Annotated in this window: 21 protein-coding genes; 13 read left to right on the top strand and 8 right to left on the bottom strand. The window is 70.8% G+C overall.

The genetic code is table 11. The annotated features are described in order from the left end of the window. The first annotated feature begins 15 nt into the window (after positions 1-15). The 3 genes from glgA (at position 16) to M3667_RS08965 (ending at position 2,622) form a co-directional block, all read left to right on the top strand. Positions 16-1,206, top strand: coding sequence for a glycogen synthase (glgA, locus tag M3667_RS08975; protein WP_251507427.1), 1,191 nt, complete (start codon positions 16-18; stop codon positions 1,204-1,206). A gap of 131 nt (positions 1,207-1,337) precedes the next feature. Further along, entirely contained in the window at positions 1,338-2,120 is a 783-nt protein-coding gene (locus M3667_RS08970; protein WP_251507425.1) for an ABC transporter ATP-binding protein, read from the top strand. A gap of 250 nt (positions 2,121-2,370) precedes the next feature. Next, positions 2,371-2,622, top strand: coding sequence for a type B 50S ribosomal protein L31 (locus tag M3667_RS08965; protein ID WP_055837630.1), 252 nt, complete (start codon positions 2,371-2,373; stop codon positions 2,620-2,622). Positions 2,623-2,869: 247 nt separating this feature from the next. Here M3667_RS08965 and M3667_RS08960 read toward each other — a convergent pair whose 3' ends face one another. Further along, positions 2,870-3,676: a carbon-nitrogen hydrolase family protein gene (locus M3667_RS08960; RefSeq protein WP_251507422.1), complete on the bottom strand. Its 807-nt coding sequence runs from the start codon at positions 3,674-3,676 to the stop codon at positions 2,870-2,872. A gap of 208 nt (positions 3,677-3,884) precedes the next feature. Beyond that, positions 3,885-4,436 (bottom strand): hypothetical protein, encoded by a 552-nt coding sequence (locus M3667_RS17000; RefSeq protein WP_308196445.1) that lies wholly within the window; start codon positions 4,434-4,436, stop codon positions 3,885-3,887. Here M3667_RS17000 and M3667_RS17125 point away from each other — a divergent pair. Beyond that, positions 4,332-4,613 carry a GNAT family N-acetyltransferase gene (locus M3667_RS17125; RefSeq protein ID WP_368859137.1) on the top strand — a complete coding sequence of 94 codons (282 nt, stop codon included), beginning with the start codon at positions 4,332-4,334 and terminating at the stop codon, positions 4,611-4,613. The genes M3667_RS17000 and M3667_RS17125 overlap by 105 nt on opposite strands. A 436-nt stretch (positions 4,614-5,049) precedes the next feature. On the opposite strand, the gene M3667_RS08950 is transcribed toward M3667_RS17125, so the two are convergent. Then, complete coding sequence (locus tag M3667_RS08950) at positions 5,050-7,041, bottom strand: HNH endonuclease signature motif containing protein (RefSeq protein ID WP_251507420.1); 1,992 nt, start codon at positions 7,039-7,041, stop codon at positions 5,050-5,052. Between the two features lie 522 nt (positions 7,042-7,563). Next, the gene (locus M3667_RS08945; RefSeq protein WP_251507418.1) at positions 7,564-8,298 is read right to left on the bottom strand and encodes an exonuclease domain-containing protein; all 735 of its coding nucleotides are present in this window, start codon (positions 8,296-8,298) and stop codon (positions 7,564-7,566) included. Positions 8,299-8,462: 164 nt separating this feature from the next. Here M3667_RS08945 and M3667_RS08940 point away from each other — a divergent pair, with 164 nt between their 5' ends. Beyond that, positions 8,463-9,341, top strand: a complete 879-nt coding sequence (locus M3667_RS08940; RefSeq protein WP_251507417.1) for an alpha/beta fold hydrolase — start codon at positions 8,463-8,465, stop codon at positions 9,339-9,341. Between the two features lie 279 nt (positions 9,342-9,620). Here M3667_RS08940 and M3667_RS08935 read toward each other — a convergent pair whose 3' ends face one another. Continuing rightward, complete coding sequence (locus tag M3667_RS08935; protein ID WP_251507415.1) at positions 9,621-10,130, bottom strand: GNAT family N-acetyltransferase; 510 nt, start codon at positions 10,128-10,130, stop codon at positions 9,621-9,623. Between the two features lie 193 nt (positions 10,131-10,323). Further along, the gene (locus tag M3667_RS08930; RefSeq protein ID WP_251507413.1) at positions 10,324-10,884 is read right to left on the bottom strand and encodes a CGNR zinc finger domain-containing protein; all 561 of its coding nucleotides are present in this window, start codon (positions 10,882-10,884) and stop codon (positions 10,324-10,326) included. 71 nt (positions 10,885-10,955) lie between these two features. On the opposite strand from M3667_RS08930, the gene M3667_RS08925 reads away from it, so the two are divergent. Next, positions 10,956-11,948 (top strand): DMT family transporter, encoded by a 993-nt coding sequence (locus tag M3667_RS08925; protein WP_251507411.1) that lies wholly within the window; start codon positions 10,956-10,958, stop codon positions 11,946-11,948. Between the two features lie 4 nt (positions 11,949-11,952). Here the strand turns inward: M3667_RS08925 and M3667_RS08920 are convergent, their stop codons facing one another. Next, entirely contained in the window at positions 11,953-12,426 is a 474-nt protein-coding gene (locus M3667_RS08920; protein WP_251507409.1) for an Lrp/AsnC family transcriptional regulator, read from the bottom strand. A 177-nt stretch (positions 12,427-12,603) separates the two neighbouring features. Between M3667_RS08920 and pdhA the strand changes: the two genes are divergently transcribed. The 3 genes from pdhA to M3667_RS08905 all read left to right on the top strand — a co-directional run bounded on the left by pdhA (position 12,604) and on the right by M3667_RS08905 (position 16,403). Continuing rightward, positions 12,604-13,737, top strand: a complete 1,134-nt coding sequence (gene pdhA / locus M3667_RS08915; RefSeq protein ID WP_251507407.1) for a pyruvate dehydrogenase (acetyl-transferring) E1 component subunit alpha — start codon at positions 12,604-12,606, stop codon at positions 13,735-13,737. 76 nt (positions 13,738-13,813) lie between these two features. Further along, on the top strand, positions 13,814-14,857 hold the full coding sequence (locus tag M3667_RS08910; protein WP_251507405.1) for an alpha-ketoacid dehydrogenase subunit beta: 1,044 nt from the start codon (positions 13,814-13,816) through the stop codon (positions 14,855-14,857). A gap of 55 nt (positions 14,858-14,912) precedes the next feature. Next, the gene (locus M3667_RS08905) at positions 14,913-16,403 is read left to right on the top strand and encodes a dihydrolipoamide acetyltransferase family protein (RefSeq protein WP_251507403.1); all 1,491 of its coding nucleotides are present in this window, start codon (positions 14,913-14,915) and stop codon (positions 16,401-16,403) included. Positions 16,404-16,661: 258 nt separating this feature from the next. On the opposite strand, the gene M3667_RS08900 is transcribed toward M3667_RS08905, so the two are convergent. Further along, complete coding sequence (locus M3667_RS08900) at positions 16,662-17,312, bottom strand: TetR family transcriptional regulator (protein ID WP_251507531.1); 651 nt, start codon at positions 17,310-17,312, stop codon at positions 16,662-16,664. Positions 17,313-17,802: 490 nt separating this feature from the next. Here M3667_RS08900 and M3667_RS08895 point away from each other — a divergent pair, with 490 nt between their 5' ends. The 4 genes from M3667_RS08895 to M3667_RS08880 all read left to right on the top strand — a co-directional run bounded on the left by M3667_RS08895 (position 17,803) and on the right by M3667_RS08880 (position 23,119). After that, entirely contained in the window at positions 17,803-19,425 is a 1,623-nt protein-coding gene (locus tag M3667_RS08895; RefSeq protein ID WP_251507401.1) for an acyl-CoA carboxylase subunit beta, read from the top strand. A gap of 123 nt (positions 19,426-19,548) precedes the next feature. Next, positions 19,549-21,480, top strand: a complete 1,932-nt coding sequence (locus M3667_RS08890) for a biotin carboxylase N-terminal domain-containing protein (protein WP_251507399.1) — start codon at positions 19,549-19,551, stop codon at positions 21,478-21,480. After that, positions 21,477-22,655 carry an acyl-CoA dehydrogenase family protein gene (locus M3667_RS08885; protein WP_308196444.1) on the top strand — a complete coding sequence of 393 codons (1,179 nt, stop codon included), beginning with the start codon at positions 21,477-21,479 and terminating at the stop codon, positions 22,653-22,655. The genes M3667_RS08890 and M3667_RS08885 overlap by 4 nt, the downstream gene beginning before the upstream one ends. Further along, complete coding sequence (locus tag M3667_RS08880; RefSeq protein ID WP_144784845.1) at positions 22,652-23,119, top strand: MaoC family dehydratase; 468 nt, start codon at positions 22,652-22,654, stop codon at positions 23,117-23,119. Before M3667_RS08885 ends, M3667_RS08880 begins: the two co-directional genes overlap by 4 nt. Positions 23,120-23,151 lie beyond the last annotated feature (32 nt).

Genomic DNA, 23,151 nt, shown 5'->3' with positions numbered 1-23,151 from the left:
ACTACGGTTCGAGTCATGCGCGTCGACATCGTGACCAAGGAATACCCGCCGGAGATCTACGGCGGAGCCGGAGTCCACGCCACAGAGCTCGTCAAGGCGCTGCGCGCCGAGGGCACCGAAGTGCAGGTCCGCGCGTTCGGAGCGGTGCGCGACGAGGCCGACGTGACCTCCTACGGAGTGCCCGCGGAATTGGCATCCGCGAACGGCGCCATCCAGACGCTCGGCACCGATCTCGAGATCGTGTCCGACATCGCCGGCGCCGACGTCGTGCACTCGCACACCTGGTACGCGAACTTCGCCGGGCACCTCGCATCCCTCCTTCACGGCATCCCGCACGTGGTCACCGCGCACAGCCTCGAACCGCTGCGCCCGTGGAAGGCCGAGCAGCTCGGGGGCGGCTACGCCGTGTCGAGCTACATCGAGAAGACCGCCTACGAGGGCGCTGCCGCGGTCGTCGCGGTGAGCTCGGGTATGCGCGATGACATCCTGCGCAGCTACCCGACGCTGGATCCGGCGAAGGTGCGGGTCATCTACAACGGCATCGACACCGAGTCGTGGCATCCGGTGTCCGACGACGCGTTCCTGGCGTCGCAGGGGATCGATCCGTCGCGTCCCTCGGTCGTCTTCGTCGGGCGCATCACCCGTCAGAAGGGGTTGCCGTACCTGCTGCGCGCGGCCGAGCAACTGCCGCCCGAGGTGCAGCTGGTCCTGTGCGCCGGGGCCCCCGACACCCCGCAGATCATGGCCGAGGTGCAGGAGCTGGTGCGCGGGCTCCAAGCCACGCGCGACGGGGTCGTGTGGATCGAGAAGCTGCTGCCCCGCAATGAGCTCAGCGCGATCCTCACGTCGGCGACGACGTTCGTGTGCCCCTCGGTGTACGAGCCGCTGGGCATCGTGAACCTCGAGGCGATGGCGTGCGGGGCTGCGGTCGTCGGAACGGCGACCGGGGGCATTCCCGAGGTCGTCGTCGACGGCGTGACCGGGCGTCTCGTGCCGATCGAGCAGGTGCAGGACGGAACCGGAACGCCCGTCGATCCCGAGCGGTTCGTCGATGATCTCGCCCGTGTGCTGACGGAGGTCGTGACGGATGCCGACACCGCCCGGGCCTACGGAGAAGCCGGTCGCACGCGAGCCGTCGAGGACTTCAGCTGGGCGGCCATCGCGGAGACCACCGCGGCGCTCTACGCGGAGGTCGCAGGGAAGTAGGGCGCTCGCCTCGGCGGCGCAGCGGCCGATCTCCAGGGCGGGCGTTCGCGACGCGCGCGGGCAGGTCCGGCGTTGTCCACAGGGGCCGCGTGGCATCCGGATGCCGCTGTCTCGGACAGTAGGCTGGAGCCATGCCCCAGGTGCTCGAGTTCTCCGACGTCGTCGTCCGCCGGAACGCGCGGGACATCGTGTCCCACCTCGATTGGGAGGTGTCAGACGACCAGCGTTGGGTCGTGCTCGGGCCGAACGGCGCGGGCAAGACGACCGTTCTGCAGCTCGCCGACACTCTGCTGCACCCCACGTCGGGTTCGGTGACGATCCTCGGGGAGCGTCTCGGTCGCACCGACGTGTTCGAGCTGCGTCCGCGCATCGGCTTCGCGTCGTCGGCGATGGCCCGCCGCGTGCCGCCGGAAGAGACCGTGCTCGACGTCGTGCTGACCGCCGCGTTCTCGGTCGTGGGTCGCTGGCGTGAAGACTACGACGACATCGACGAGCGTCGCGCGCTGCGCGTGCTCGCCGAGTGGAAGCTCGACCACCTCGCCGACCGCACGTTCGGAACCCTCAGCGACGGCGAGCAGAAGCGCGTGCAGATCGCTCGAGCGGTCATGACCGACCCCGAGCTGCTGCTGCTCGACGAGCCCACCGCGAGCCTCGACCTGGGTGCGCGCGAAGAGCTGCTCACCCTGCTGTCGGGCTACGCGCAGGCGCCGACCACCCCCGCGATGGTGATGGTGACGCACCACGTGGAGGAGATCCCGGTCGGGTTCACGCACGTGCTGCTGTTGCGCGACGGCGAGGTCGTGGCATCCGGTCCTCTCGAGGAGGCCCTCACGGCCGAGAACCTCACGAAGACGTTCGGGCTCGAGATCTCGCTGTCGCGCGAAGCCGGACGCTACGCGGCTCGCGCGGTCTGAGAGTTCGAGTCCGGGAGATTCTCGTTCTCGGCTCCGTCTGCCAGTCGGGCTCGAGATCTCGTTGTCGCGCGAAGCCGGACGATACGCGGCTCGCGCGGTCTGACGCGTCTCGTCTCGAGGCGCCGGCCGATTCGGCGCCCTCGTGTCAGGGCACTGCTCGGGCCTGATAGACTCTGACGTTGGTGCCTTCGGCGCCGCAGACTTTGACGTCCTGGCAGAATCCAGGACACCACTTCTCAAAGGACCTCCCATGCAGACTGACATTCACCCCACGTACAAGGCCGTCGTCTTCCGCGACCTCGGTTCGGGCGACACCTTCCTCACCCGTTCGACCGTCTCGAGCGACAAGACGATCGAGCTCGACGGCGTGGAGTACCCCGTCATCGACGTGGAGATCTCGTCCGCTTCGCACCCCTTCTACACGGGTAAGCAGCGCATCATGGACTCCGCCGGTCGCGTCGAGAAGTTCAACCAGCGCTTCAAGAACTTCGGCGGTCGTTGATCCGCAGCGGTTCTCGCAGCGAAAGCCCCTCGTCCTTCGGGACGGGGGGCTTTCGCTTTTCCGGATTCGTGGGTGCGTGGGGTCCGCGCGAGGCGTCGGGCTCGGCGGCGCGGCGCGGCTGACGGAGGGCGCGGGGTGGCGCGGTCTCGCATCCTTCAGGCTCGTCTTGGCGACGAGCGCCGGTCATGACCGACGGCGCCCGCTGCCCCGTCGTCGCGTGTGTGTCGGAATGAGTGCGTTTCCGCCCTCACACCCTCGACGTGAGCTTTCCCGCGCTCTCGTATCGTCCGAGGTCATCGCGACGGTCTCGCCACATGCGCTGCTCGGCGCGCGCCTCGGCGACGACGGCAGGGTCGATGTCGGCGATCGTGATCCCCTCGCGACCTTCGACGTGCGCGATGCGGCGACCGAGCGGGTCGAAGACGGCGGAGCCGCCGATGAAATCGCTGGGCGCGCCCACGAGTCCGCTGAAGACGACGTACATGCCGTTGTCGAGGGCTCGCGAGGCGTAGTGCAGGTCGCGCCGCCGCTCGCCCCCGGGGAAGTAGGCGCCACTGTTCACGTACACGAGAGCACCGGATGCCGCGGCGGCGGCCGCATGCTCGGGAAAGTTGGCGTCGTAACAGACCGACAACGCCATGCGGACGCCCTTCACCTCGAACGAGAAGCCCCGCTCGCCGGCGTCGAAGATCTCGCGTTCGGGGGCGTGGAGGTGCTGTTTGGCGTAGGCGGCGAACGGAGCACGTCCGGGAGCGAACACCACGTCGGTGAGGGTCCGTCTGCCGCTCGACTGGAGGGCGGTGTTCACGATCGCGACGACGCCGGTCTCGTCCGCGGCCCGCTGAAGAGGTTCCTGCCACCCCGGGTCGGCGAGGTCGGGAAGGGGCGCTGCGAAGACCTCGTCGGCGTAGCCGGTGAGGAACGCTTCGGGGAACACCGCCACATCGGCATCCGCGTCCGCCGCTTCGGCGATGAGGTGCGTCGCTCGCGAGACGTTGTGGAGCAGGGCTCCGGGGCGGGCTTCGGCCTGCACGGTGGCGATACGAACGGTCACCGGATCATTGTGGCAGGGCATCGGGCAGGGGCGTGTGGTCGGGGTGTGGGGCTGGGCGTGGGGCCGGAGGTGGGTGGTGGGGCGTGTGGTCGGGGGTGGGTGGTGGGGCGTGTGGTCGGGGGGTGCGGGGCTGGGCGTGTGGCCGGAGGTGGGACGTGTGGCCGGAGGTGGGTGGTGGCGCGCGTGGTCGGGGTCTGCGTCGGGCTGCTTAGCTGGAGCGGTGGAGTTGCAGCGGTGCCGGACGTCGGGAGAGATCGCGGAGGTCGAGGCGTTTCTGCGCGAGGCGGATCTGACCGTGGCAGGCCTTGAGGCGCCGACGGTACGCCTCTGGGTCGAGCGCGAGGGCGTCGACGGGGAGGGAGCCGGTGGCGTTAGTGCGGGTCAGGTTGGCGCTGTTGGGGATGGTGTTGTTTGGGTTGGTGCCGAAGCGGTTGGCTCCGATGGTGTGGGGGTTCTTCGGGTCGGTGCTGGTCGGTCTGGCGCCGGTGGGGTTGGTGCCGATGGGGTCGATGCGGTTCGGGTCGGTCCCGGTCAGGCTGGCGCTGAGGAGGTTGGCTCTGGTCGTGTTGGTGCTGGTCGAGCTGGCGCCGATCGGGCTGGCCCCGGTCGGATTCTCGGCAGCACGGGATGGGAAGTCAGTGCCGACGGGAGGCATGTGTTGATCCGCAGCGTCGCCGTCGCGCAGGAGCGACGATTCCTGGGCCACGGCCGTGCCTTGGCCGTCTTCGCTCTCGAGCGTGCAGCCGCTGAGGGTGCGCACACGGCCTGGCTCTTCAGCCGTCGGTCGGGAGGGTTCTGGCAGAGCCTCGGGTTCGTGCCCGCGGATCGGCACGAGCTCGCGAGCGTGCTCGCGGACACGCATCAGGTGCAGATGTTCCGTCGGACGGGGCAGTTGGACCGGGAAGTGGCGTGGAGGCGGACGCTGCGGGCGGAGTGAGCCGACCTGGCGGGTCTGGAGACGGATACCGGTGCATGGCCCGACCATGAGTGCGGGAGTCCTCGATCGGGGCGTGATGTCCGCATCCGGATGCGGGTACAGGGCCTGATCGTGAGTGCGAAAGTACTCAATGGGGGCGTGGTGAATCTGTCGGACGTGGCCCTTCGAACTCGGCGCTGTGGGCTCGACCGGGTGGGCTCGACCGGGCGGGCTCGACGCGGTCGGCTCGACGGGGTGGGCCCGACGTTGCGGGCTCGCCCGTGTGGGTTCCACCGGGTGGACTCGACCGCGTGGGCTCGCACGTGTGGGCTCCACCGGGTGGGTTCCACCGGGTGGACTCGACCGCGTGGGCTCGACCGTGTGGGGTCCACCGGGTGGACTCGATTGCTTGGGCACGACCGCGGGCATGAGCTTTGCCCGTATCTTGCCGTCAGTGCTAGAACGGCGGCGGATCCGCGTCGAAGACCTCGCCCCGCGGCGAACGCCACGTCAGGTCACCGTCGGGCGATGCGGACGGCTCCCACAGCGTTTCGTGTCGGAGTCGATGGTGATGGCGACACTTCGGGTCGAGGTTGTCTTCGTCGGTCGTTCCGCCTGCGGCCCACGCCGTGCGGTGATCGATGTCGCATTCGCGGGCGGCCCGATTACATCCGGGAAAGACGCACGTGGGGCGCGTCACGCCGAGCCAACGACGAAGCGCGAGCGGAACCCGGTAGGTCTTGCGGTCGAGAGCGAGGGGTGCGCCGGTCACGGGGTCGGTGAGCAGACGGATCCACGAGGTCGCATTGCCGGCGAGGCGCCGGGCCGTGTCGAGATCGATGGGGCCGTAACCCTCCAAAGTGGCGGGTTCGGTGGATGCACCGAGCAGAGTCAGCGCGGGGACGGTGACGATCACCGTTGCGGAGGGCGTGGAACGAGCTGCCGCCGAGGCGGGTGGCGAAGCGACCGGGGGCGAATCGACCGGCGGCGTAGAGACCGGGGGCGAATCGACCGGCGGTGAATCGGCCGGGGGCGAAGCGACCTGCGGCGTAGAGACCGGGTGCGAATCGACCGGCGGTGAATCGACCGGCGGTGCATCGACCGGCGGTGAATTGACCGGGGACGAAGCGACCTGCGGCGTAGAGACCGGGGGCGGAACGACCGGCGGTGAATCGACCGGCGGTGCATCGACCGGGGACGAAGCGACCTGCGGTGAAGAGACCGCGGGCTGGGGCGACATCGAGGCCCCTGTCGGCGGGGAGTCCGGGGTGGCGGCCTCCGCTCGCGCCGGATCGGGTGCGTCGGAGGAGACCGTAGCGACGAGATCGGCCAGAGCATCAGCGCGCAGCTGCGCGAGAGTGCGGTCTTCGTCGGGGAGGGCGCGGAGAGAGCGAGCCACCCCATCGAGGCGCGACATCACGGCACGAGCCCGATCGGCAGGGAGGAGGGCGCTGAGCGAGGCCATGCCGTCAAGTTCAGCGGACATCCAGACGCCGCGATCTGCCGCCGCGCGACGATGGCGCTCTTCGAGGGACTCCGCGTGGACCCGCTCACGGATGACGCGCGCCGCGACGGCGAACTTCGCGGGTGTGAGCACCACGGCTCGCTCGCAGACCTGCTCATCGAAACACTGCAACGGCTCGGGCTCGTCGGGCAGGGATGACGCCAGTCGAGCGACCTCGACCGCGTGGCGCTCCGAGATCCGCCCCTCGCTGAACTCCCGCCAGACGGCAGGGGTGCGCTCGTCGAGGGTGCGGGCGTGCGCCGCGCGCGTGCGGACGGTCTGCTCGGACAGACGGAGACGCACGGCGATCTCGGCGACGGCGGCGCGTTCGGCCATATCCGCGCGATCGCGACGAACGGCGCGAATGGTGCGCCGACGCGCGTCGTTCCATGAGGGATCACGGGTCGGATCAGGTCCCGCCCAGGGAGTGGGGTCTTCGGCAGCCGCCTGCAGGATGGACGCGATGAGCCGGTATTCGGCTGCGGTCGCCCGTTGGCGCAGCCGCGCAACGGCCTTCACCCGATGGAGAAGGACGTCGACGTCGCCGTCATCGGCATCCGCACGGAAAAGCGCGTCGAGGGGGTCGTCGGCATCCGGCGACGCAGGCTCGCTGGACATCTCAGCGCCGGCTTCGGGGAGGGGTTCGCTAACGAGCGCCCACTCGGGCGCGAACGACTCGCCGACGAGGAGCGGAATGACCACACCGTTCACGGCGCAGGGGGCGTCGTCATCGGCATCCGCCCACCATTCGACCTCGGGCGCTGCGCTGAACGGATCAGATTGGTCAGCGGGCTGGTCGGTCGGCCACCAATCGACGTCTGCGGACTCGCGTATCGCCGCCCATCGGGCCTCGATCTCGAGCTCGTCATCGCTGGGCCAGGGCGCACCGTCGCTCTCGCGGAACACCGGTCGCGGCCGGTCTTCGGAAGGGGCGGTGCTGGTCATGGAAGAACGGTATCGGTGACCTCCGACATTGGGTTCGCGGTCGAGAGAAGTCCAGGCCAGAAGCGGGATCGGGGATTGGAAGCGGCCATGAGCCACCGACCTCGAGAGTCAGGCTGGATCAGCGGCAGGATCGCGCGGCAGGGTCGGACGGGCCAGGACGATCGCGGGAGAGGTCCGCCCGAAGCGGTCGTCCGGCGGGTCGAGTCGTGGTCGCCGTGGGTCGACCGGACGCGATCAGGGGGTTGAGTCGTGGTCGCCGTGGGTCGACCGGACGCGGTCAGGGGGTCGAGTCGGGGTCGCGTAGCAGTTCGCTCGACGCGGCCGGTCGGGAGAGTCGAGCCGGGGGCGCGCAGTGGCACCGCCAGACACGGTCGATTGGGGGACCTCACGAGGTCAGGGCCCGGACCGCGCGGAGGGATCGTTGACGCTCCATCGAGCGCGGGAGCGGTGGCGGGGTCGCACGTGGTCCCGCTCAGCGCGCCAGGCAACCGCTCCCAAGACGGCAAGCTCGGCCAGCACCACTCAGCGGATCGGCCACGCTCCGTCGACCGGGGGAGCCGCGGCATCCAATCGCCCGATCTTGATGAAGTACTCGGTCAGGCTCGCCGCCTGCGCGCGGGCCCATCCGATCTGGCGGGTGTGCAGCTCGTCGAGGGTCGACGGCATCCAGGGACCGAACTTCTCGGCCAGCGCGAGGGCGAGCCGACCTGCCGCGACGGCATCGGCACAGGCCTCGTGCGCCGACTCGAGCGGCACCGAATAGTGCTCGGCGACGACCGACAGCGTGCGCTTTCCACGCCGATACCGGTCGTACGTCTTGTCGACGACCAGCGGATCGATGACCGGCGACGGGGCGGCGATCGGCTCGACGCCATGCCGGATCGCCTCGTTCTTCAAGAGCGAGAAGTCGAACGGCGCGTTGTAGGCGACCACCGGGATCCCCGCCGCGAACAGCGCCGACAGCGCCTCGACCACCTCGCCCACCACGCGGGGCGCCGGAGCGCCCTCGGCCCGGGCGCGATCCGTGCTGATGCCGTGGATGGCGGCCGCCCCGGCCGGGATCTCCACACCCGGATCGGCCAGCCAGTCGCGGGCGTCGATGACGTGTCCGTCGACGTCGAGCACGCCGACGTGCGCGGTGACGATGCGGTCGTTCTCGACGTCGATCCCGGTGGTCTCGAGATCGAACACGCCGATGAGGCGCGCCCACTCGGGCGTCTGGAACAAGGGGAGCGGCTCGGCCTGCCACGTGGTCATGCGATCACGGTAGAGCGGGGTTCCGACATGGCCGGCCAGGCGCGCAGGGATGAGGGTGGGCGAGCGGATGCCGAGGCCCGAACGCGATGCGCATCTGCGCACGCGCGGGGGGGGGGGGTCCACCCTGCCAGGCCGATGTCGGAACCCCCTCCTAGACTCGACCCATGCCGAATCCGTACGCCCAACTGCTCGCTGCGATCCCCGTCACGCGGCGCGAGGCGCGCGTGCTCGGCGGGACGACCGCGTACTGGGTTTACGGTGACGACTCCGCGGCGACCACGATCGTCGCGGTGCACGGCTTCCGCGGCGAGCACCACGGGCTCGATCCCGTTGTGGCCCACCTTCCCGGCATCCGGGTCATCTCGCCCGATCTTCCCGGTTTCGGCGAGACGGCCCCTCTCGTCGGACGCCCGCACGACCTCGGCACCTACGCCGCGTGGCTGCGTGCTTTCGTCGAAGACGTCGCTCCGGATGCCGTGATCCTCGGCCACTCGTTCGGCTCGATCGTGTCGTCGGCCGCTGTCGCCGGGGGGCTCTCGACGCCCAGGCTGATTCTCGTCAACCCGATCGGAGCGCCCGCCCTCGAGGGACCGCGAGGCATTCTGACCCGGCTCGCCGTCTTCTACTACCTGGCCGGGGCGAAGCTGCCGCGCGCGATCGGCGAAGGGCTTCTGCGCAACGGACTCATCGTCCGCGTGATGAGCAACGCCATGGCGAAGACGCGCGACCCGCAGCTGCGACGGTTCGTGCACGAACAGCACGACGAATACTTCTCGCGGTTCGCCGACCGCGACGTGCTGCACGAGGCCTTCGTGACGAGCGTGTCGCACGACGTGCGCGAATTCGCGCCGCGCATCGCGCAACCCACGCTGCTCATCGCCGCGCAGAAAGACGACATCACGCCGATCGAAGCCGAGCGGCACCTCGCGACGCTGTTCCCGCGGGCCGAGCTCGTCGAGATCCCCGACGTCGGGCACCTCATCCATTACGAGACGCCGCAGGAGGCGGCCGCGGCGATCCGGGGGTTCGTGGAAGCGGAGTGAGTGGGGGCGGCGAGTCGGGCCGGGAAAACGGCGCGGGAGTCGGGCCGAGCAGCCGGCACGGGCAGTCGAGCCGGGCTGTCGATCGGACGGTCGATCGGGACGGTCAATCGGGACGGTCGATCAGGAGGGTCGGTCAGGAGGGTAGATCAGGAGGGTCGATCAGGAGGGTCGATCGGGATGGTCGATCAGGAGGGTCGATCGGGACAGTCGTGCCGGTCGTGAGCTCAGGCGGCGCCACAAGCCCGCGGGCCGTGGCGCGGAGACGGGTTCTTCCTCTCGTTACCGCACCATGCGCAGTTCGACGATGCCGCCGATGTGGGCATCCTCGAACGACACCCCGTCTTCGCGGAAGCCGTGGCGTTCGTAGAACGTCCGCGCGCGCTGATTCGCACTCGCGACCCACAGCTGAGCGGGACGGTCGGCGATGGCCTCCGTGAGCAGGGCGTGACCGACACCGGAGCCGTGCTCCGAAGCCAGCAGGTAGATCGCGAAGAGGGTCAGGTCGCGCGCCGGCTCGAAGCCCTTCGTCGCGTCGGCGCCCTTCGACGCTCCGGCGAGGGCGAATCCGACGATCCGCGCATCGCGTTCGGCGACCACGATGGTCAGCGGGGGCGCGTCGGCGCCGAGCATGAACGCCCATGCCCCACGCCGCCGCTCGAGGGCGGCGTCGTCGAACAGCACATCGGGCATGAGACCCGTGTAGGTTTCACGCCACGTCTCGACGTGGACCGCGGCGATCGCGTCCGCATCGTCGAGGGTGGCCGGACGGACCATCGCGGTGCTGCTCATGCCTCGACCGTAGACGAGAGTGCGCGACGGCCGGGCGTGTGGCCAGCTCGGCCGGTGCTTCCGCCGTGCGGCGAGCGGAGGTCGGGCGCCGCGCGGAAACCACGCTCAGCCGGGGTGCCGTTCGACATCCGCGATCAGGCCGGCGCCTCCGCCTCGCGGCGAGCGGAGGTGGGGCGCCGCTCGGGAATCCCGCTCAGGCCGGAGCCTCGGCCTTGCGACGACGGTATGCGTTGACGTTCATGCGGTTGCCGCAGTTGCCGGCGTCGCAGTAGCGCTTCGAGCCGTTCTTCGAGAAGTCGACGTAGACGCCCGCGCAGTCGTCGGCCTCGCACACGCGAACGCGCGCGTATTCGTCCGCACGGATGACGTCGACGAACGCCAACGCCGACTCGACGAGGATGCGCGTCGCCAACGGATCGGCTGGATCGCTCGCGTGGATGTGCCAGTCGAGCCCGTCGTGCCGCACCAACTGGGGGAGCGCCCGACCGTCGGCGAGCATGGCGTTCACGAGGGGCACCGCCCCGTCGCGATCCGTGCTCCACAGCTCGAGAAGGCGGGGGCGGATGCCGCGGACCGCCGCGAGTTCGCGAGCGTCGCGCGTGCGCGACCCGGTGTAGCCGTGACGCTCCGTGAAGGCCTCGAGGGCCTCGACCTCCTCGAGGGTGTCGACGCCGCTGACATCGGTCTGCGGCAGGGTGTTGACCAGCTCGACGGCAGCGCGCAGCACGAGTTCGGTGTCACGGATGAAGACCATGTTGACTCCTGACAGGCGCGGGTCGTACTGTCACGAGTGTAAACGTTCTTCACTCCTGACAGCAGGCCCGCATGACTACCTCGTCCGTCACCCTCCCACGCCCCACCCGACACGGCTCCGGAGCCGTCACCGGGCTCGTGATCGCCGTCGCCTCCGCCCTGGCGTTCTCGTCGAGCGGCCCGTTCGTGAAGCCCCTGCTCGACGGCGGCTGGTCGCTCGGTGCGGTCCTGCTCGTGCGGATGGGGGTCGCAGCGATCCTGCTGTCACCCGCGCTGATCCTCGCGATCCGCCGGCAGCGCGGCTTCATCCGCCGACACGGACTGCTCATCCTCGCCTTCGGCCTCACGGCCGTCGCCGGATGCCAGCTGTTCTACTTCGCCGCGATGCAGCGGATGCCGGTGGCCGTCGCCCTGCTCATCCAGTACATCGCGCCGGTGCTGCTCGTGCTCGCGGTCTGGGTGCGCACCCGCACGGCTCCCTCGAGGGCGGTGCTGATCGGCTCCGTCGTGGCGATGGTCGGCCTCGTGCTCGTGGTCGACATCAGCGGGGCGCGCTTCGACCTGTGGGGGACGATCTTCGCGCTGTGCGCCGCCGTGTGCGCGGCCGCCTACTTCGTCATCGCCGGGCGCTCGGGAGACGGCCTCCCGCCCCTCGCTCTGGCCGCGGGAGGCCTCATCACCGGAACCGTGCTGATGGGCATCCTCGTCGCCACCGGGATCCTGCCCTTCGCCGCACCCTCGATCACGGTGTCGCTCGCGGGGCTCGAGGTTCCCGGCATCCTGCCCCTGCTCTGGGTGGGCGGCGTCGCCACCACCGTCGGCTACGCGCTCGGGGTGATCGCGGTGCCGCTCATCGGCTCGCGCCTCGCGTCGTTCGTCGGGCTCAGCGAGGTGCTGTTCGCCCTCGGGTTCGCGTGGCTGCTGCTCGGCGAGACGCCCGCCCCCGTGCAGTTCGTCGGCGGTGCGCTGATCCTCGTCGGCGTGGTGCTGGTGCGGCTCGACGCCGGCGGCGCGGTCGAGGAGAAGACCGAGACGGCGAGTATCCCGGTGGTGCCGGCGCCGTAGAACGCTAGATCTCCTCGCGCGCCAGCTGCATCAGCGGGCCCACGCGGTAGCCGATCACCTCGCCCATCACCAGCGAGGTCTCGGTGCGCTCGACGCCCTCGATCGCGAGGATGCGCGCATCGGTGTCGAACAGGTGCTGGGTGTCGCGGCACGCGACGCGCACGAGCAGGTCGACTTGACCGCTCAGCCCGTGCGCCTGCAGCACCTCTGGAACTTTGGCGAGTTCTTCGCGGATGATCGGCAGCTCGGCCTGGCGCACGGTCACCTGCAAGAACGCCTCGATCGGGAAGCCCAGCGCCTCCGCCGACAGCGTCCGCTCGTACGACAGGAACACCCCACCGCGTTCGAGGCGGCTCATTCGCGCCTGAACGGTGTTGCGCGAGAGGCCGAGCTTCTCGGCGAGCGCGACGACGGTGGCGCGCGGATCGGCGGACAGGGCGCGGAGGAGGTCGAGGTCGACCGCGTCGAGCTTGCTCATGCTGCGAAACATTAGCAGCGCCGGGGTCGTCCGCAATGCGCACTGTGCTCAATATGACGACGAGGTCTTGAGCGGGGTGCATTCCGCGCGTACGGTCGGCCACGTCGGCGCTGTTGCCGACACCCGGATCGCCCCGGCTCTCACGAGGAGCCACGGGCCGCACCTGGAGGGATGACGATGACGTACACCCAGACGCGAGACTCTTCGACCGGAAGAGCCGACGACCACGACCCCCAGGACGACGTCGACGACGTCCTCCGCCTGCTCGAGCCGGACGGAACTCGAGTCGCCGACGCCGAGCTCGATCCCTGGATCGCCGACCTCTCGCCGCACGAACTCCGCGCCCTCCACCGTGACATGGTTCTCACCCGTCGCCTCGACGCCGAGGGCGTCGCCCTGCAGCGCCAGGGCCAGCTCGCCCTGTGGGCGCCCTGCCGCGGCCAGGAGGCCGTGCAGGTCGGCACCGCCCACGCCATGGCTCCCGGCGACTTCGCCTTCCCCAGCTACCGCGAGCACGGCGTGCTGCTCGCCCGCGGCGCCAAGCCCGAGGGCTACGTGCTCGCCTGGCGCGGTGAAGAGCACTCCGCCTACGACCACGCCTCGATCAACGTCGCGCCGCCCCAGATCATCATCGGCGCGCACTCGTTGCATGCGACGGGCTGGGCCATGGGTGCTCAACGCGACGGCTCGACCGATGTGGCCGTCGCCTATTTCGGCGACGGCGCCACCAGCCAGGGCGACGTCAACGAGGCGATGGTGTTCGCCTCGTCGTACGGTGCGCCCGTGGTGTTCGTGTGCTCGAACAACCAGTGGGCCATCTCCGAGCCCGTCACCGTGCAGGCCAAGTACCCCATCGCGGGCCGTGCGCCGGGCTTCGGCATCCCGAGCCTCCGCATCGACGGCAACGACGCCCTCGCCTGCGTCGCCGCCATGCGCTGGGCCCTCGACCGTGCCCGTCGCGGCGAAGGACCCTCGTTCATCGAGGCGGTGACCTACCGCATGGGTCCGCACACCACGAGCGACGACCCCACCCGCTACCGCGATGCCGACGAGGTCGAGCGGTGGGCCGGTCGCGACCCGATCGCGCGGCTCGAGGCCTACCTGCGGGCCGAGGGCATGCTCGACGACGGAGGGCTCGACGAGGTCGCCCGGGCGGCCGACGCCCTCGCGGCCGACGTGCGCGCCGCGTGCATCGGCGCGACCACGCGAGCGCCCGAGACGATCTTCGACAACGTCTACGCCGAGCCGCACGCCGGGGTCGCACGCCAGAAAGTCGAGTACATGGACTACCTCGCGGGGTTCGAGAAGTGACCGCCCTGACCCTTGGTTCCGCGATCAACGCGGGCCTGTCGAAGGCACTCGAGAACGACGACAAAGAGGTGTCCCGATGACGAGCATGACTGTCGGTTCCGCGATCAACGCGGGCCTGTCGAAGGCGCTCGAGAACGACGACAAGGTCCTGCTGATGGGCGAAGACATCGGCAAGCTCGGCGGCGTCTTCCGCGTCACCGATGGCCTGCAGAAGCGCTTCGGCGCTCAGCGGGTCGTCGACACCCCGCTCGCCGAAGCCGGCATCGTCGGCACCGCGGTCGGCCTCGCCCTGCGCGGCTACCGGCCCGTCGTCGAGATTCAGTTCGACGGCTTCGTCTATCCGGCGTTCGACCAGATCGTCTGCCAGGTCGCCAAGCTGCACTACCGCAGCAACGGTCGCATCCGGATGCCGCTGGTCATCCGCATCCCGTGGGCCGGGGGCGTGGGAGCTGCCGAACACCACTCCGAGTCGCCCGAAGCATACTTCGTGCACACCGCCGGACTCCGCGTGATCGCCGCCTCCAATCCGCAGGACGCGTACGTCATGCTGCAGCAGGCGATCGCCTCCGACGACCCGGTGATCTTCTTCGAGCCCAAGCGTCTGTACCACTCCAAGGGCGAGGTCGATCCCGACGCCGACCTCGCCGACGCTCCGCCGATGCATCTGGCGCGCGTCGCCCGCGAGGGCACCGATGCCACGATCGTCACCTACGGCGCCCAGGTGCGCACGGCCCTCGACGCCGCCGTCGCGGCAGAGGACGACGGGATCTCGCTCGAGGTCATCGACCTGCGCTCGCTCTCACCGATCGACATGAACACGGTCGCGGCATCCGTCCGCAAGACCGGACGCGTCGTCGTCACGCACGAGGCCGCGCGCGAAGCGGGAGTCGGCGCGGAGCTCATCGCGAGCATCACCGAGGAGTGCTTCCACTACCTCGAGACGCCGCCGCGGCGCGTCACCGGGCACGACATCCCCTATCCGCCCTCGAAGCTCGAGAAGCACCACGTGCCGGATCTGGACCGGATCCTGCACGCGGTGGATCTGGTGCTGGATCGAGATGTCACGAGCGGTGCGGTCGGGAGCGCAAGCGCATCGACCGCGGAGGGGGCCCAGAGATGATCGCCGAGCGCAGTGCTGCCGGGCGGATCGCCGGCACGATCGAAGGAGGTGTTCGATGATCGCCGAGTTCCTGCTTCCCGACCTCGGAGAGGGCCTACCCGAGGCCGAGATCGTGCAGTGGCACGTGGCCGAGGGCGACACCGTCACCCTCAACCAGACGATCGCCGAGGTCGAGACGGCGAAGGCGATCGTCGAGATCCCCTCGCCGTACGCCGGCACCGTACAGGGTCTCCACGCCGCGGCCGGAGACGTCGTCGAGGTCGGCTCACCCCTGGTGTCGTTCGACCTGGGCGGGACGGATGCCGGCGCCCCGGCGGCCTCGCCCGCTGAGGCGACCCGCGAGGCCGGGGCTGGCCTCGCCGTCGAGACGGTCACCGAGGCACCGCTCGAGGCCCCTGCCGACGACATCGCCGCCCGCGCGACCCCGAACCTCGTCGGGTACGGTGCCGCCCCGGCATCCGGCAACCGTCCGAAGCGACGGGCGCGCGGCGGCGGGGCCGCGGTGATCGACTCCGACCACGCCGTGCGCGAGGCCGCTCCCCACGACGTCGTCAAGACCGGTCCGATCGACCTGCCCCTCGAGCGTCCGCGCTCGACCCCGCCGGTGCGCAAGCTCGCGAAAGACCTCGGGGTCGACCTCGTGCTGGTCGCCGCAGCCTACCCGGGTGAGATGGTCACGCGCGGCCACGTCGAGGAGTTCGCCGCGCGCACTCCGGCGATGCCCGAGGTCACGGCATCCGCCGCCGTGCACCCCGGGGGGACGGTTGCGCGCAGCCAGGTGGGCGCGGTCACGGCATCCGCCCCCGCTTCGACGTCGACGGTCCCCCCGGCCGGCCGGTCCGGCGAGCGGGTGACACGCACGCCGATCCGCGGCGTGCGCAAGCACACGGCCGCGGCGATGGTGCAGAGCGCGTTCACGGCTCCGCACGCGACGACGTTCCTCACCCTCGACGTCACCGCGACCACGGACTTGCTCGCGTCGCTCAAGACCGACCGCGCGCTCGACGGGCACCGCATCGGCGTGCTCGCGATCGTCGCGAAGGCCGTGTGCCTCGCGCTCGGACGCACGCCCGCGCTCAACGCCAAGTGGGATGAAGCGGCGGGTGAGATCGTCGAGCACCACTACGTCAATCTGGGGATCGCCGCCGCGACCGACCGCGGTCTCGTGGTTCCCGTGATTCCGGATGCCGACCGGCTCGACCTCGTCGACCTCGCCGACGCGATCGCCGAGCTCGCCGCCACGGCCCGCACCGGACGCACCGCTCCCGCCGCGATGACCGGGGGGACGTTCTCGATCACCAACGTCGGCGTGTTCGGCGTCGATGCCGGAACGCCGATCCTGAACCCCGGTGAAGCGGGCATCCTCGCGGTCGGCGCCCTGCGGCGCACGCCGTGGGAGCACCACGGCGAGATCGCCCTGCGCGACGTGCTCACCCTCAGCCTCTCGTTCGACCACCGTCTGGTCGACGGGGCCGAGGCCGCGCGATTCCTCACCGACGTCGCCGGCGTGCTGCGCGAGCCCGGGCGGGCGATGCTGCTGCGCTGAGCGACCCGCGGCGGCGTGGTCGTCGCGCGGTGAACAGACCGGGTGCCGGGGGAGTGGTCGCCCTCGGCACCTTCTGGTTTTCCGGGGATGCGAGGCGGGCGCGCCTCGTCGGAGTGCGGATCGCGGGTTGCGCGTCGCGTGGGCGTCGCGGATCCCTGTTCCGTGTCCAGAACACCCGGATGACTTCGCGATGCGTCCGGGTGTTCTGGACGGTCAGCGGGCAGGGGCGGGAATTCCGGCGAGGCGGATGCCAGGGAGTCAGGCCGTCAGCGCCGCCAGCGCCATGCGGGTCAGCGTCGGGCGCACGCGAGCCGCGGGCACGCCGCGCACGCTGTGTGGCGTCGAGTTGATCAGGCCGAAGCAGGCTAGGGCTCGCACGCGCCGCTCGGCGGGGGTCTCGGCATCTGGGAGCGCTGCGGCGAGAGCCTCGGTCCAGACGGCGACGTAGGCGTTCTGCAGATCGCGCACCGTGCGGCGGTCGTCGGGGGAGAGGCGGTCGAGGTCACGGTCCTGCACGCGGATCACATCGGCCTCGGCGAGCGCGAACGCGACGTGGAAGTCGACGAGCGGGCGGAGCGTGATGGCGGAGTCTCCTGAAACATCCGCGGCGGATGCCGTGTGTGCACGATCGCGGGGGGATTCGGCGACACGCGAGGAGAGAGTGGTTGCGAGCGGCATGTCGGGAGGGCTCTCTCCGGTTGTGTTCGCGGCGGCGGATTCCGCGACCCGGCGCCCGCCCTCGAGCAACCGCTCGCTGACGTCGACGAGGATCGCGCCCAGCAACGCCTGCTTGCCCGAGACGTGGCGGTAGACGGCCGGGCCGCTCACCCCGGCGGCTTCGCCGATGTCGCCGAGGGTCACGCCATCGAAGCCGCGCTCGGCGAACAGGCGGGCGGCGGCGGAAAGCAGGGCGGCGCGGCGGTCGGCCTTCGCACGGTCGCGGGCGGTGCCGGAACTGGGGTCAGGCGTCGGGCCCGTCGCGCGGTCGCGGTCGGTGCCGGCGGAGTGGTCAGGAGCCGGGTCCGTGGCGGTGTCGGAAGTGGGGTCAGGCGTCGGGCCCGTCGCACGGTCGCGGGCGGTGCCGGCGGAGTGGTCAGGAGTCGGGTCCGTGGCCGTGCCGAAGGACTGGTCAGGCGTCGGGCCCGTCGCGCGGTCGCGGGCCGTGCCGGAGGCGTCGTCCGGCGGGAGGTCGACGCGAGCGGGGGCGACCGCAGTCGCCGCGTCGGCGCGCGTCGCGCCGTCGGCCCCGGGAGGCTCGTCGTTCGCTCTTGTCATCGGCATCCGCTCGGGCTAGCCTGGAATCTCAGTTATCCAACATTAACTGAAAACCCCTCCGGTGGGAACGACCCCGACCGGAACGACGGTGCCGTCGACGATGCGGCCCCGAGACGGAGCCGCCATGAGCACAGCACCGATCACCGCGCCAGCGCCCGAGACGTCACCGAGCGCCGCGCACGCCACCCCCGCGCCGCCCACCCAGCGCGACCTCGCGGAACAGCTCCGCAGCACCCTCGCCACGGCCGCCCGCGGCGGGTCAGACGCCGCGCGAGAGCGTCAGACCGCTCGCGGCAAGCTCCTCGCCCGCGACCGCGTCGACCGTCTGCTCGACGAGGGCAGCCCGTTCCTCGAGGTCGCACCCCTCGCCGCCCACGGCCTCTACGACGGCGGGGCTCCCGGCGCCGGGGTCGTCGCCGGCATCGGTCTCGTGCACGGACGCCATGTGATGGTCGTCGCCAACGACGCGACGGTGAAGGGCGGGGCGTACTTCCCCCTGACGGTGAAGAAGCACCTGCGCGCGCAGGAGATCGCCCTCGACAACCGCCTGCCCTGTATCTCCCTCGTCGACTCGGGCGGGGCGTTCCTGCCGATGCAGGACGAGGTGTTCCCCGACCGCGAGCACTTCGGACGCATCTTCCGCAATCAGGCGCAGCTGTCGGCCCGGGGCATCCCTCAGATTGCCGCCGTCATGGGCTCGTGCACCGCGGGTGGGGCCTACGTCCCCGCGATGAGCGACGAGAGCGTGATCGTGCGCAACCAGGGGACGGTGTTCCTCGGCGGACCGCCCCTGGTCAAGGCCGCGATCGGTGAAGACGTCACCGCCGAACAGCTCGGCGGCGGCGACCTGCACGCCCGCCGCTCGGGAGTCGTCGACCACCTCGCCGACGACGACGAGCACGCGCTCGAGATCGTCCGCGACATCGTCGCGACCCTGCCGCCGACCCCCGCGCCGATCTGGCAGGTCGAGGCGCCCACCGATCCCGCTCGCGACCCGCAGGAGCTCTACGACATCGTGCCCGCCGACGTCGCCCAGCCCGTCGACATGCGCGCGATCATCGACACCCTCGTCGACGCCGGCACCCTGCACGAGTTCAAGCCGCTGTACGGCGAAAGCGTCATCACGACCTTCGCGCGCCTGCACGGCCACCCCGTCGCGATCATCGCCAACGACGGTGTGCTGTTCAGCGAGTCCGCGCTCAAGGCCGCCCACTTCATCGAGCTCGCCGATCAACGTGGCATCCCCCTGCTCTTCCTGCAGAACATCACCGGGTTCATGGTGGGACGGGATGCCGAGGCCGGAGGCATCGCGAAAGACGGCGCCAAGATGGTCACCGCTGTCGCGACCACGCGCGTCCCCAAGCTCACCGTCCTCGTCGGCGGCTCGTACGGAGCGGGCAACTACGCCATGTGCGGCCGCGCGTACGACCCGCGCTTCCTCTGGACCTGGCCCTCGAGCCGCATCTCGGTCATGGGCGGGGCGCAAGCGGCATCCGTTCTCTCGACCGTCACGCGCGACCAGCGCGCCGCGCGCGGTGAGCAGTGGACGGATGCCGACGACCAGGCCTTCCAGAAACCCATCCGCGACCGTTACGACGAGCAGGGCAGCCCGTACTACGCCACCGCCCGGCTCTGGGACGACGGCGTGATCGACCCCGCCGACACCCGCACGATGCTCGGGCTCGCGCTCGACGTCATCAGCCGCGTGCCGCTGGCCGACCGGGGCTTCGGCCTCTTCCGGATGTGATCGGAGATGTCTGAGATGCTCAGGACGACCGAAGATCTCGCGTCGCGTTCCGCGGCCGACTCGCGTCGCGAGGCGTCGTCCCGCGCCGGTACTGCACCCGGTCGACAGAGGGCCGAATTCGGCATGTTCGCCTGCGTTTTCGTCGCCAACCGCGGCGAGATCGCGCGCCGGGTGTTCCGGACGCTCCGGCGTCTCGGCGTCCGCTCGGTCGCCGTCTTCACCGACGCGGATGCCGATGCGCCCCACACCCTCGAAGCCGATCACGCCGTGCGCGTGCCCTCGTACCTCGACGTCGACGCGGTGGTCGCCGCCGCGGTGTCATCGGGGGCGGATGCCGTGCACCCGGGCTACGGGTTCCTCAGCGAGAACGCCGGCTTCGCCCGCGCGTGCGCCGCGGCGGGGATCGTCTTCGTCGGCCCGGGCGTCGAGGCGCTCGAGGTGATGGGCGACAAGACCCGCGCGAAGGAGCACGTCGCCGCGCACGACGTGCCGACGGTACCGGGCTTCTCTGCGGCGGGATTGAGCGACGCCGAGATCGCCGCCGAGGCCGGCCGCGCCGGATACCCCCTGCTCGTGAAGCCTTCCGCCGGTGGGGGCGGCAAGGGCATGACCGTGGCCACCGGTCCCGCCGATCTCGCCGACGCGCTCGCCACCGCGCGCCGGGTCGCCGCTGCGGCCTTCGGCGACGACACCCTGCTGCTCGAGCGGCTGCTGGAGCGCCCGCGCCACATCGAGGTGCAGGTGCTCGCCGACGCGCACGGCACGACCCTCTCGCTCGGCGAGCGCGAGTGCACCCTGCAGCGGCGGCACCAGAAGGTGATCGAAGAGGCGCCTTCACCCGTCGTGGATGTCGCCACGCGCGCCCGCCTGGGCGAGGCCGCCGTCGCCGCCGCCCGCAGCGTCGGGTACCTCGGCGCGGGAACCGTGGAGTTCCTCGTCGCGGGCGACCGGCTCGACGAGCCGTTCTTCATCGAGATGAACACGCGCCTGCAGGTCGAGCACCCCGTGACCGAGATGGTCACCGGCATCGACCTCGTCGAGCAGCAGCTGCGGGTCGCGGCGGGCTTCGCGCTCGAACTCGGCGAGATCCGCCTCGACGGACACGCGATCGAGGCGCGCGTGTACGCCGAGACGCCCGCCCGCGGATACCTTCCGGCGACCGGGACCGTGAGCCTGTGGAATCCGGGATCCGCCCGCGTCGACAGCGCCGTCGAGACCGGCAGCGTCATCAGCTCGCTGTACGACCCGATGATCGCCAAAGTCATCGCGCACGGCCCCGACCGCGAGACGGCCCTCGCCCGCCTCGACGCGGCCCTCGCCGACACGATCGTGCTCGGCGTCGACACGAACATCGCGGATCTCCGGGCCCTGCTCGCCGATCCGGCCGTGCGCGCGGGCGACCTCGACACCGGGCTGCTCGATCGGCGGGGGACTCCCCAGGCTCCGGAACCGTCGCAGGCCGCGCTCGCCGCCGTGGCCGAGAGGGCGGTGGCGGATCCCGGGACCCCGACCGACGGCTCGGTCTGGGGACGCATCGGGGCGTGGCGTGCCGGCGGAGCGGTGGCGGCTCGCACGGTGTCGCTGGAAGACGACGCCGGGCAGGTGCACGCGGTGGCGCCAAGTTCCGCTGGAGAGGCGGTCGTGACGGGCGGACCGCTCGAGTACTGGGTGCACGCCGACGGCGGAGCGCACCGGTTGCGAGTGGTGTCGCGGCGGGATGCTGCGGAGCGTCGCCGGACCGCCGCGGGCCGCGCGCCCGGGGCCGTCGATCCCGACCTCGTCGCACCCCTCCCCGGCACCGTGGTCGCCGTGCACGTCGCCGACGGAGACGCCGTCGACGCGGGCGCCCGGCTCGTCACCATCGAGGCGATGAAGATGGAGCACACGGTCGTGAGCCCGCACGCGGGGACGGTGCGGCTACGCACGGCGGCCGGCGCGCAGGTCGCCCGAGACGCGGTGGTCGCGACGGTGAGCCCTGAGATTTCCCACTCCCACGATTCCGCCGACATCCCGGCATCCGCCCCCATCCCTTCCCACAAGGAGCCCCTCTCGTGAGCATCGACAGCCAGCAGGTATTCACCGACGACGAGCGCGAACTCAGCGCGATGGTGCGCGAGTTCGCCGACGAGGTGATCGCGCCGCGCTCGTACGAGGCCGACCGCGCCCACCAGCTGCCCCTCGACCTCGTCGAGCAGATGGGCGACCTGGGGCTCTTCGGCCTGCCGTTCCCCGAAGAGGTCGGCGGGCAGGGCGGGGACTACGCGAGCCTGTGCGTCGCGATCGAGGGCGTCGCGCGCGTCGACCAGTCGATGGCCATCACGCTCGAAGCGGGCGTCGGCCTGGGCGCCATGCCGATCTACCGCTACGGCACCGACGCGCAGAAAGCGGAGTACCTGCCCGACCTTGTCGCCGGTCGCGCGCTCGCCGGATTCGGGCTCACCGAAGCCGAGGCCGGCAGCGACGCCGGCGCCACCCGCACGACCGCGAAGCTCGAGGGCGGCGAATGGGTGATCGACGGGACGAAGCAGTTCATCACCAACTCCGGCACCGACATCACCCGCTTCGTGACCGTCACGGCGGTCACCGGCCGCACCGACGCGGGCCGCCCCGAGATCTCGACGATCATCGTGCCCAACGGCACGCCGGGGTTCACCGTGGGGCCCGCGTACGACAAGGTCGGCTGGAACGCCTCCGACACGCATCCGCTCACCTTCGACGGCGTGCGGGTTCCCGAGGCGAACCTGCTGGGTCAGCGCGGGCACGGGTTCAAGAACTTCCTCCGCACGCTGGATGAGGGCCGCGTCGCCATCGCCGCCCTCGCCACCGGAGCCGCCGAGGGCTGCCTCGAGGCCGCCGTCGACTACGCCCGCAGCCGCACCGTCTTCGGCGAGCGTCTGTCGACGCGCCAGAACATGCAGTTCTTGCTCGCACGCATGCACGCCCGCGTGCACACCGCCCGCCTCGCGTGGGTGCACGCGGCGCGCCTGTGCGACGCCGGCAAGCCGTTCACCGTCGACGCCGCCGTCGCCAAGATGACGGCGAGCGACGCCGCCATGGCGAACGCCCGCGACGCGACACAGGTGTTCGGCGGCAACGGGTTCATCAACGAGTACTCCGTGGCGCGCCACTACCGCGACTCGAAGATCCTCGAGATCGGCGAGGGCACGACCGAGGTGCAGCTCATGGTGATCTCGCGCGCACTGGGGCTCACGGGTACCGTGGCGGCATGATCGAGCAGCGCGGCCTGTATCTGGAGGAGTTCGTCGTCGGCGAGAGGTATGCGCACCGCCCCGGGCGGACGGTGACGGATGCCGACAACGTGGTGTTCACGACCCTGACGATGAATCCGCAGGCCCTGCACCTCGATGCGGCGTATGCGGCGACCCAACCGTTCGGTCGTCCGCTGGTGAATTCGATGTGGACGCTGTCGACCCTCGTGGGGCTCTCGGTGGGACAGCTCACCCAGGGCACGCTCGTCGCGCAGCTCGGGCTGACCGACGTCAGCTTCCCGGCGCCGCTGTTCGTCGGCGACACCCTGATCGCCGAGACCGAGATCGTCTCGGTGCGACCGTCGGCGTCGCGCCCCGGGCAGGGGATCGTGGTCATGGAGCACACCGGACGCTCGCAGAACGACGAGGTCGTGGCCACCGCGACCCGCACGGTGCTGGTGTGGGCGCAGGAGGCGGCGGCGTGAGCGGGTCTCTCCCCGAGCCGCGCGGCGCGTTC

This window comes from Microbacterium sp. P26 (assembly GCF_023712585.1).
In the GTDB taxonomy this organism is placed as follows: domain Bacteria; phylum Actinomycetota; class Actinomycetes; order Actinomycetales; family Microbacteriaceae; genus Microbacterium; species Microbacterium algihabitans_A.
The sequence above is the reverse complement of the archived record's forward strand: the minus strand, read 5'-3'. Positions and strand labels throughout refer to the sequence as shown.

Coding starts and splice junctions, on each gene's coding strand:
- M3667_RS08905 (WP_251507403.1), top strand. CDS start 14,913: ATGATCGCCGAGTTCCTGCTTCCCGACCTCGGAGAGGGCCTACCCGAG.
- M3667_RS08910 (WP_251507405.1), top strand. CDS start 13,814: ATGACGAGCATGACTGTCGGTTCCGCGATCAACGCGGGCCTGTCGAAG.
- M3667_RS08945 (WP_251507418.1), bottom strand. CDS start 8,298: ATGACCACGTGGCAGGCCGAGCCGCTCCCCTTGTTCCAGACGCCCGAG.
- M3667_RS08880 (WP_144784845.1), top strand. CDS start 22,652: ATGATCGAGCAGCGCGGCCTGTATCTGGAGGAGTTCGTCGTCGGCGAG.
- M3667_RS08920 (WP_251507409.1), bottom strand. CDS start 12,426: ATGAGCAAGCTCGACGCGGTCGACCTCGACCTCCTCCGCGCCCTGTCC.
- M3667_RS08895 (WP_251507401.1), top strand. CDS start 17,803: ATGAGCACAGCACCGATCACCGCGCCAGCGCCCGAGACGTCACCGAGC.
- M3667_RS08925 (WP_251507411.1), top strand. CDS start 10,956: ATGACTACCTCGTCCGTCACCCTCCCACGCCCCACCCGACACGGCTCC.
- glgA (WP_251507427.1), top strand. CDS start 16: ATGCGCGTCGACATCGTGACCAAGGAATACCCGCCGGAGATCTACGGC.
- pdhA (WP_251507407.1), top strand. CDS start 12,604: ATGACGTACACCCAGACGCGAGACTCTTCGACCGGAAGAGCCGACGAC.
- M3667_RS08940 (WP_251507417.1), top strand. CDS start 8,463: ATGCCGAATCCGTACGCCCAACTGCTCGCTGCGATCCCCGTCACGCGG.
- M3667_RS08950 (WP_251507420.1), bottom strand. CDS start 7,041: ATGACCAGCACCGCCCCTTCCGAAGACCGGCCGCGACCGGTGTTCCGC.
- M3667_RS08890 (WP_251507399.1), top strand. CDS start 19,549: ATGTTCGCCTGCGTTTTCGTCGCCAACCGCGGCGAGATCGCGCGCCGG.
- M3667_RS08970 (WP_251507425.1), top strand. CDS start 1,338: ATGCCCCAGGTGCTCGAGTTCTCCGACGTCGTCGTCCGCCGGAACGCG.
- M3667_RS08930 (WP_251507413.1), bottom strand. CDS start 10,884: ATGGTCTTCATCCGTGACACCGAACTCGTGCTGCGCGCTGCCGTCGAG.
- M3667_RS08965 (WP_055837630.1), top strand. CDS start 2,371: ATGCAGACTGACATTCACCCCACGTACAAGGCCGTCGTCTTCCGCGAC.
- M3667_RS08935 (WP_251507415.1), bottom strand. CDS start 10,130: ATGAGCAGCACCGCGATGGTCCGTCCGGCCACCCTCGACGATGCGGAC.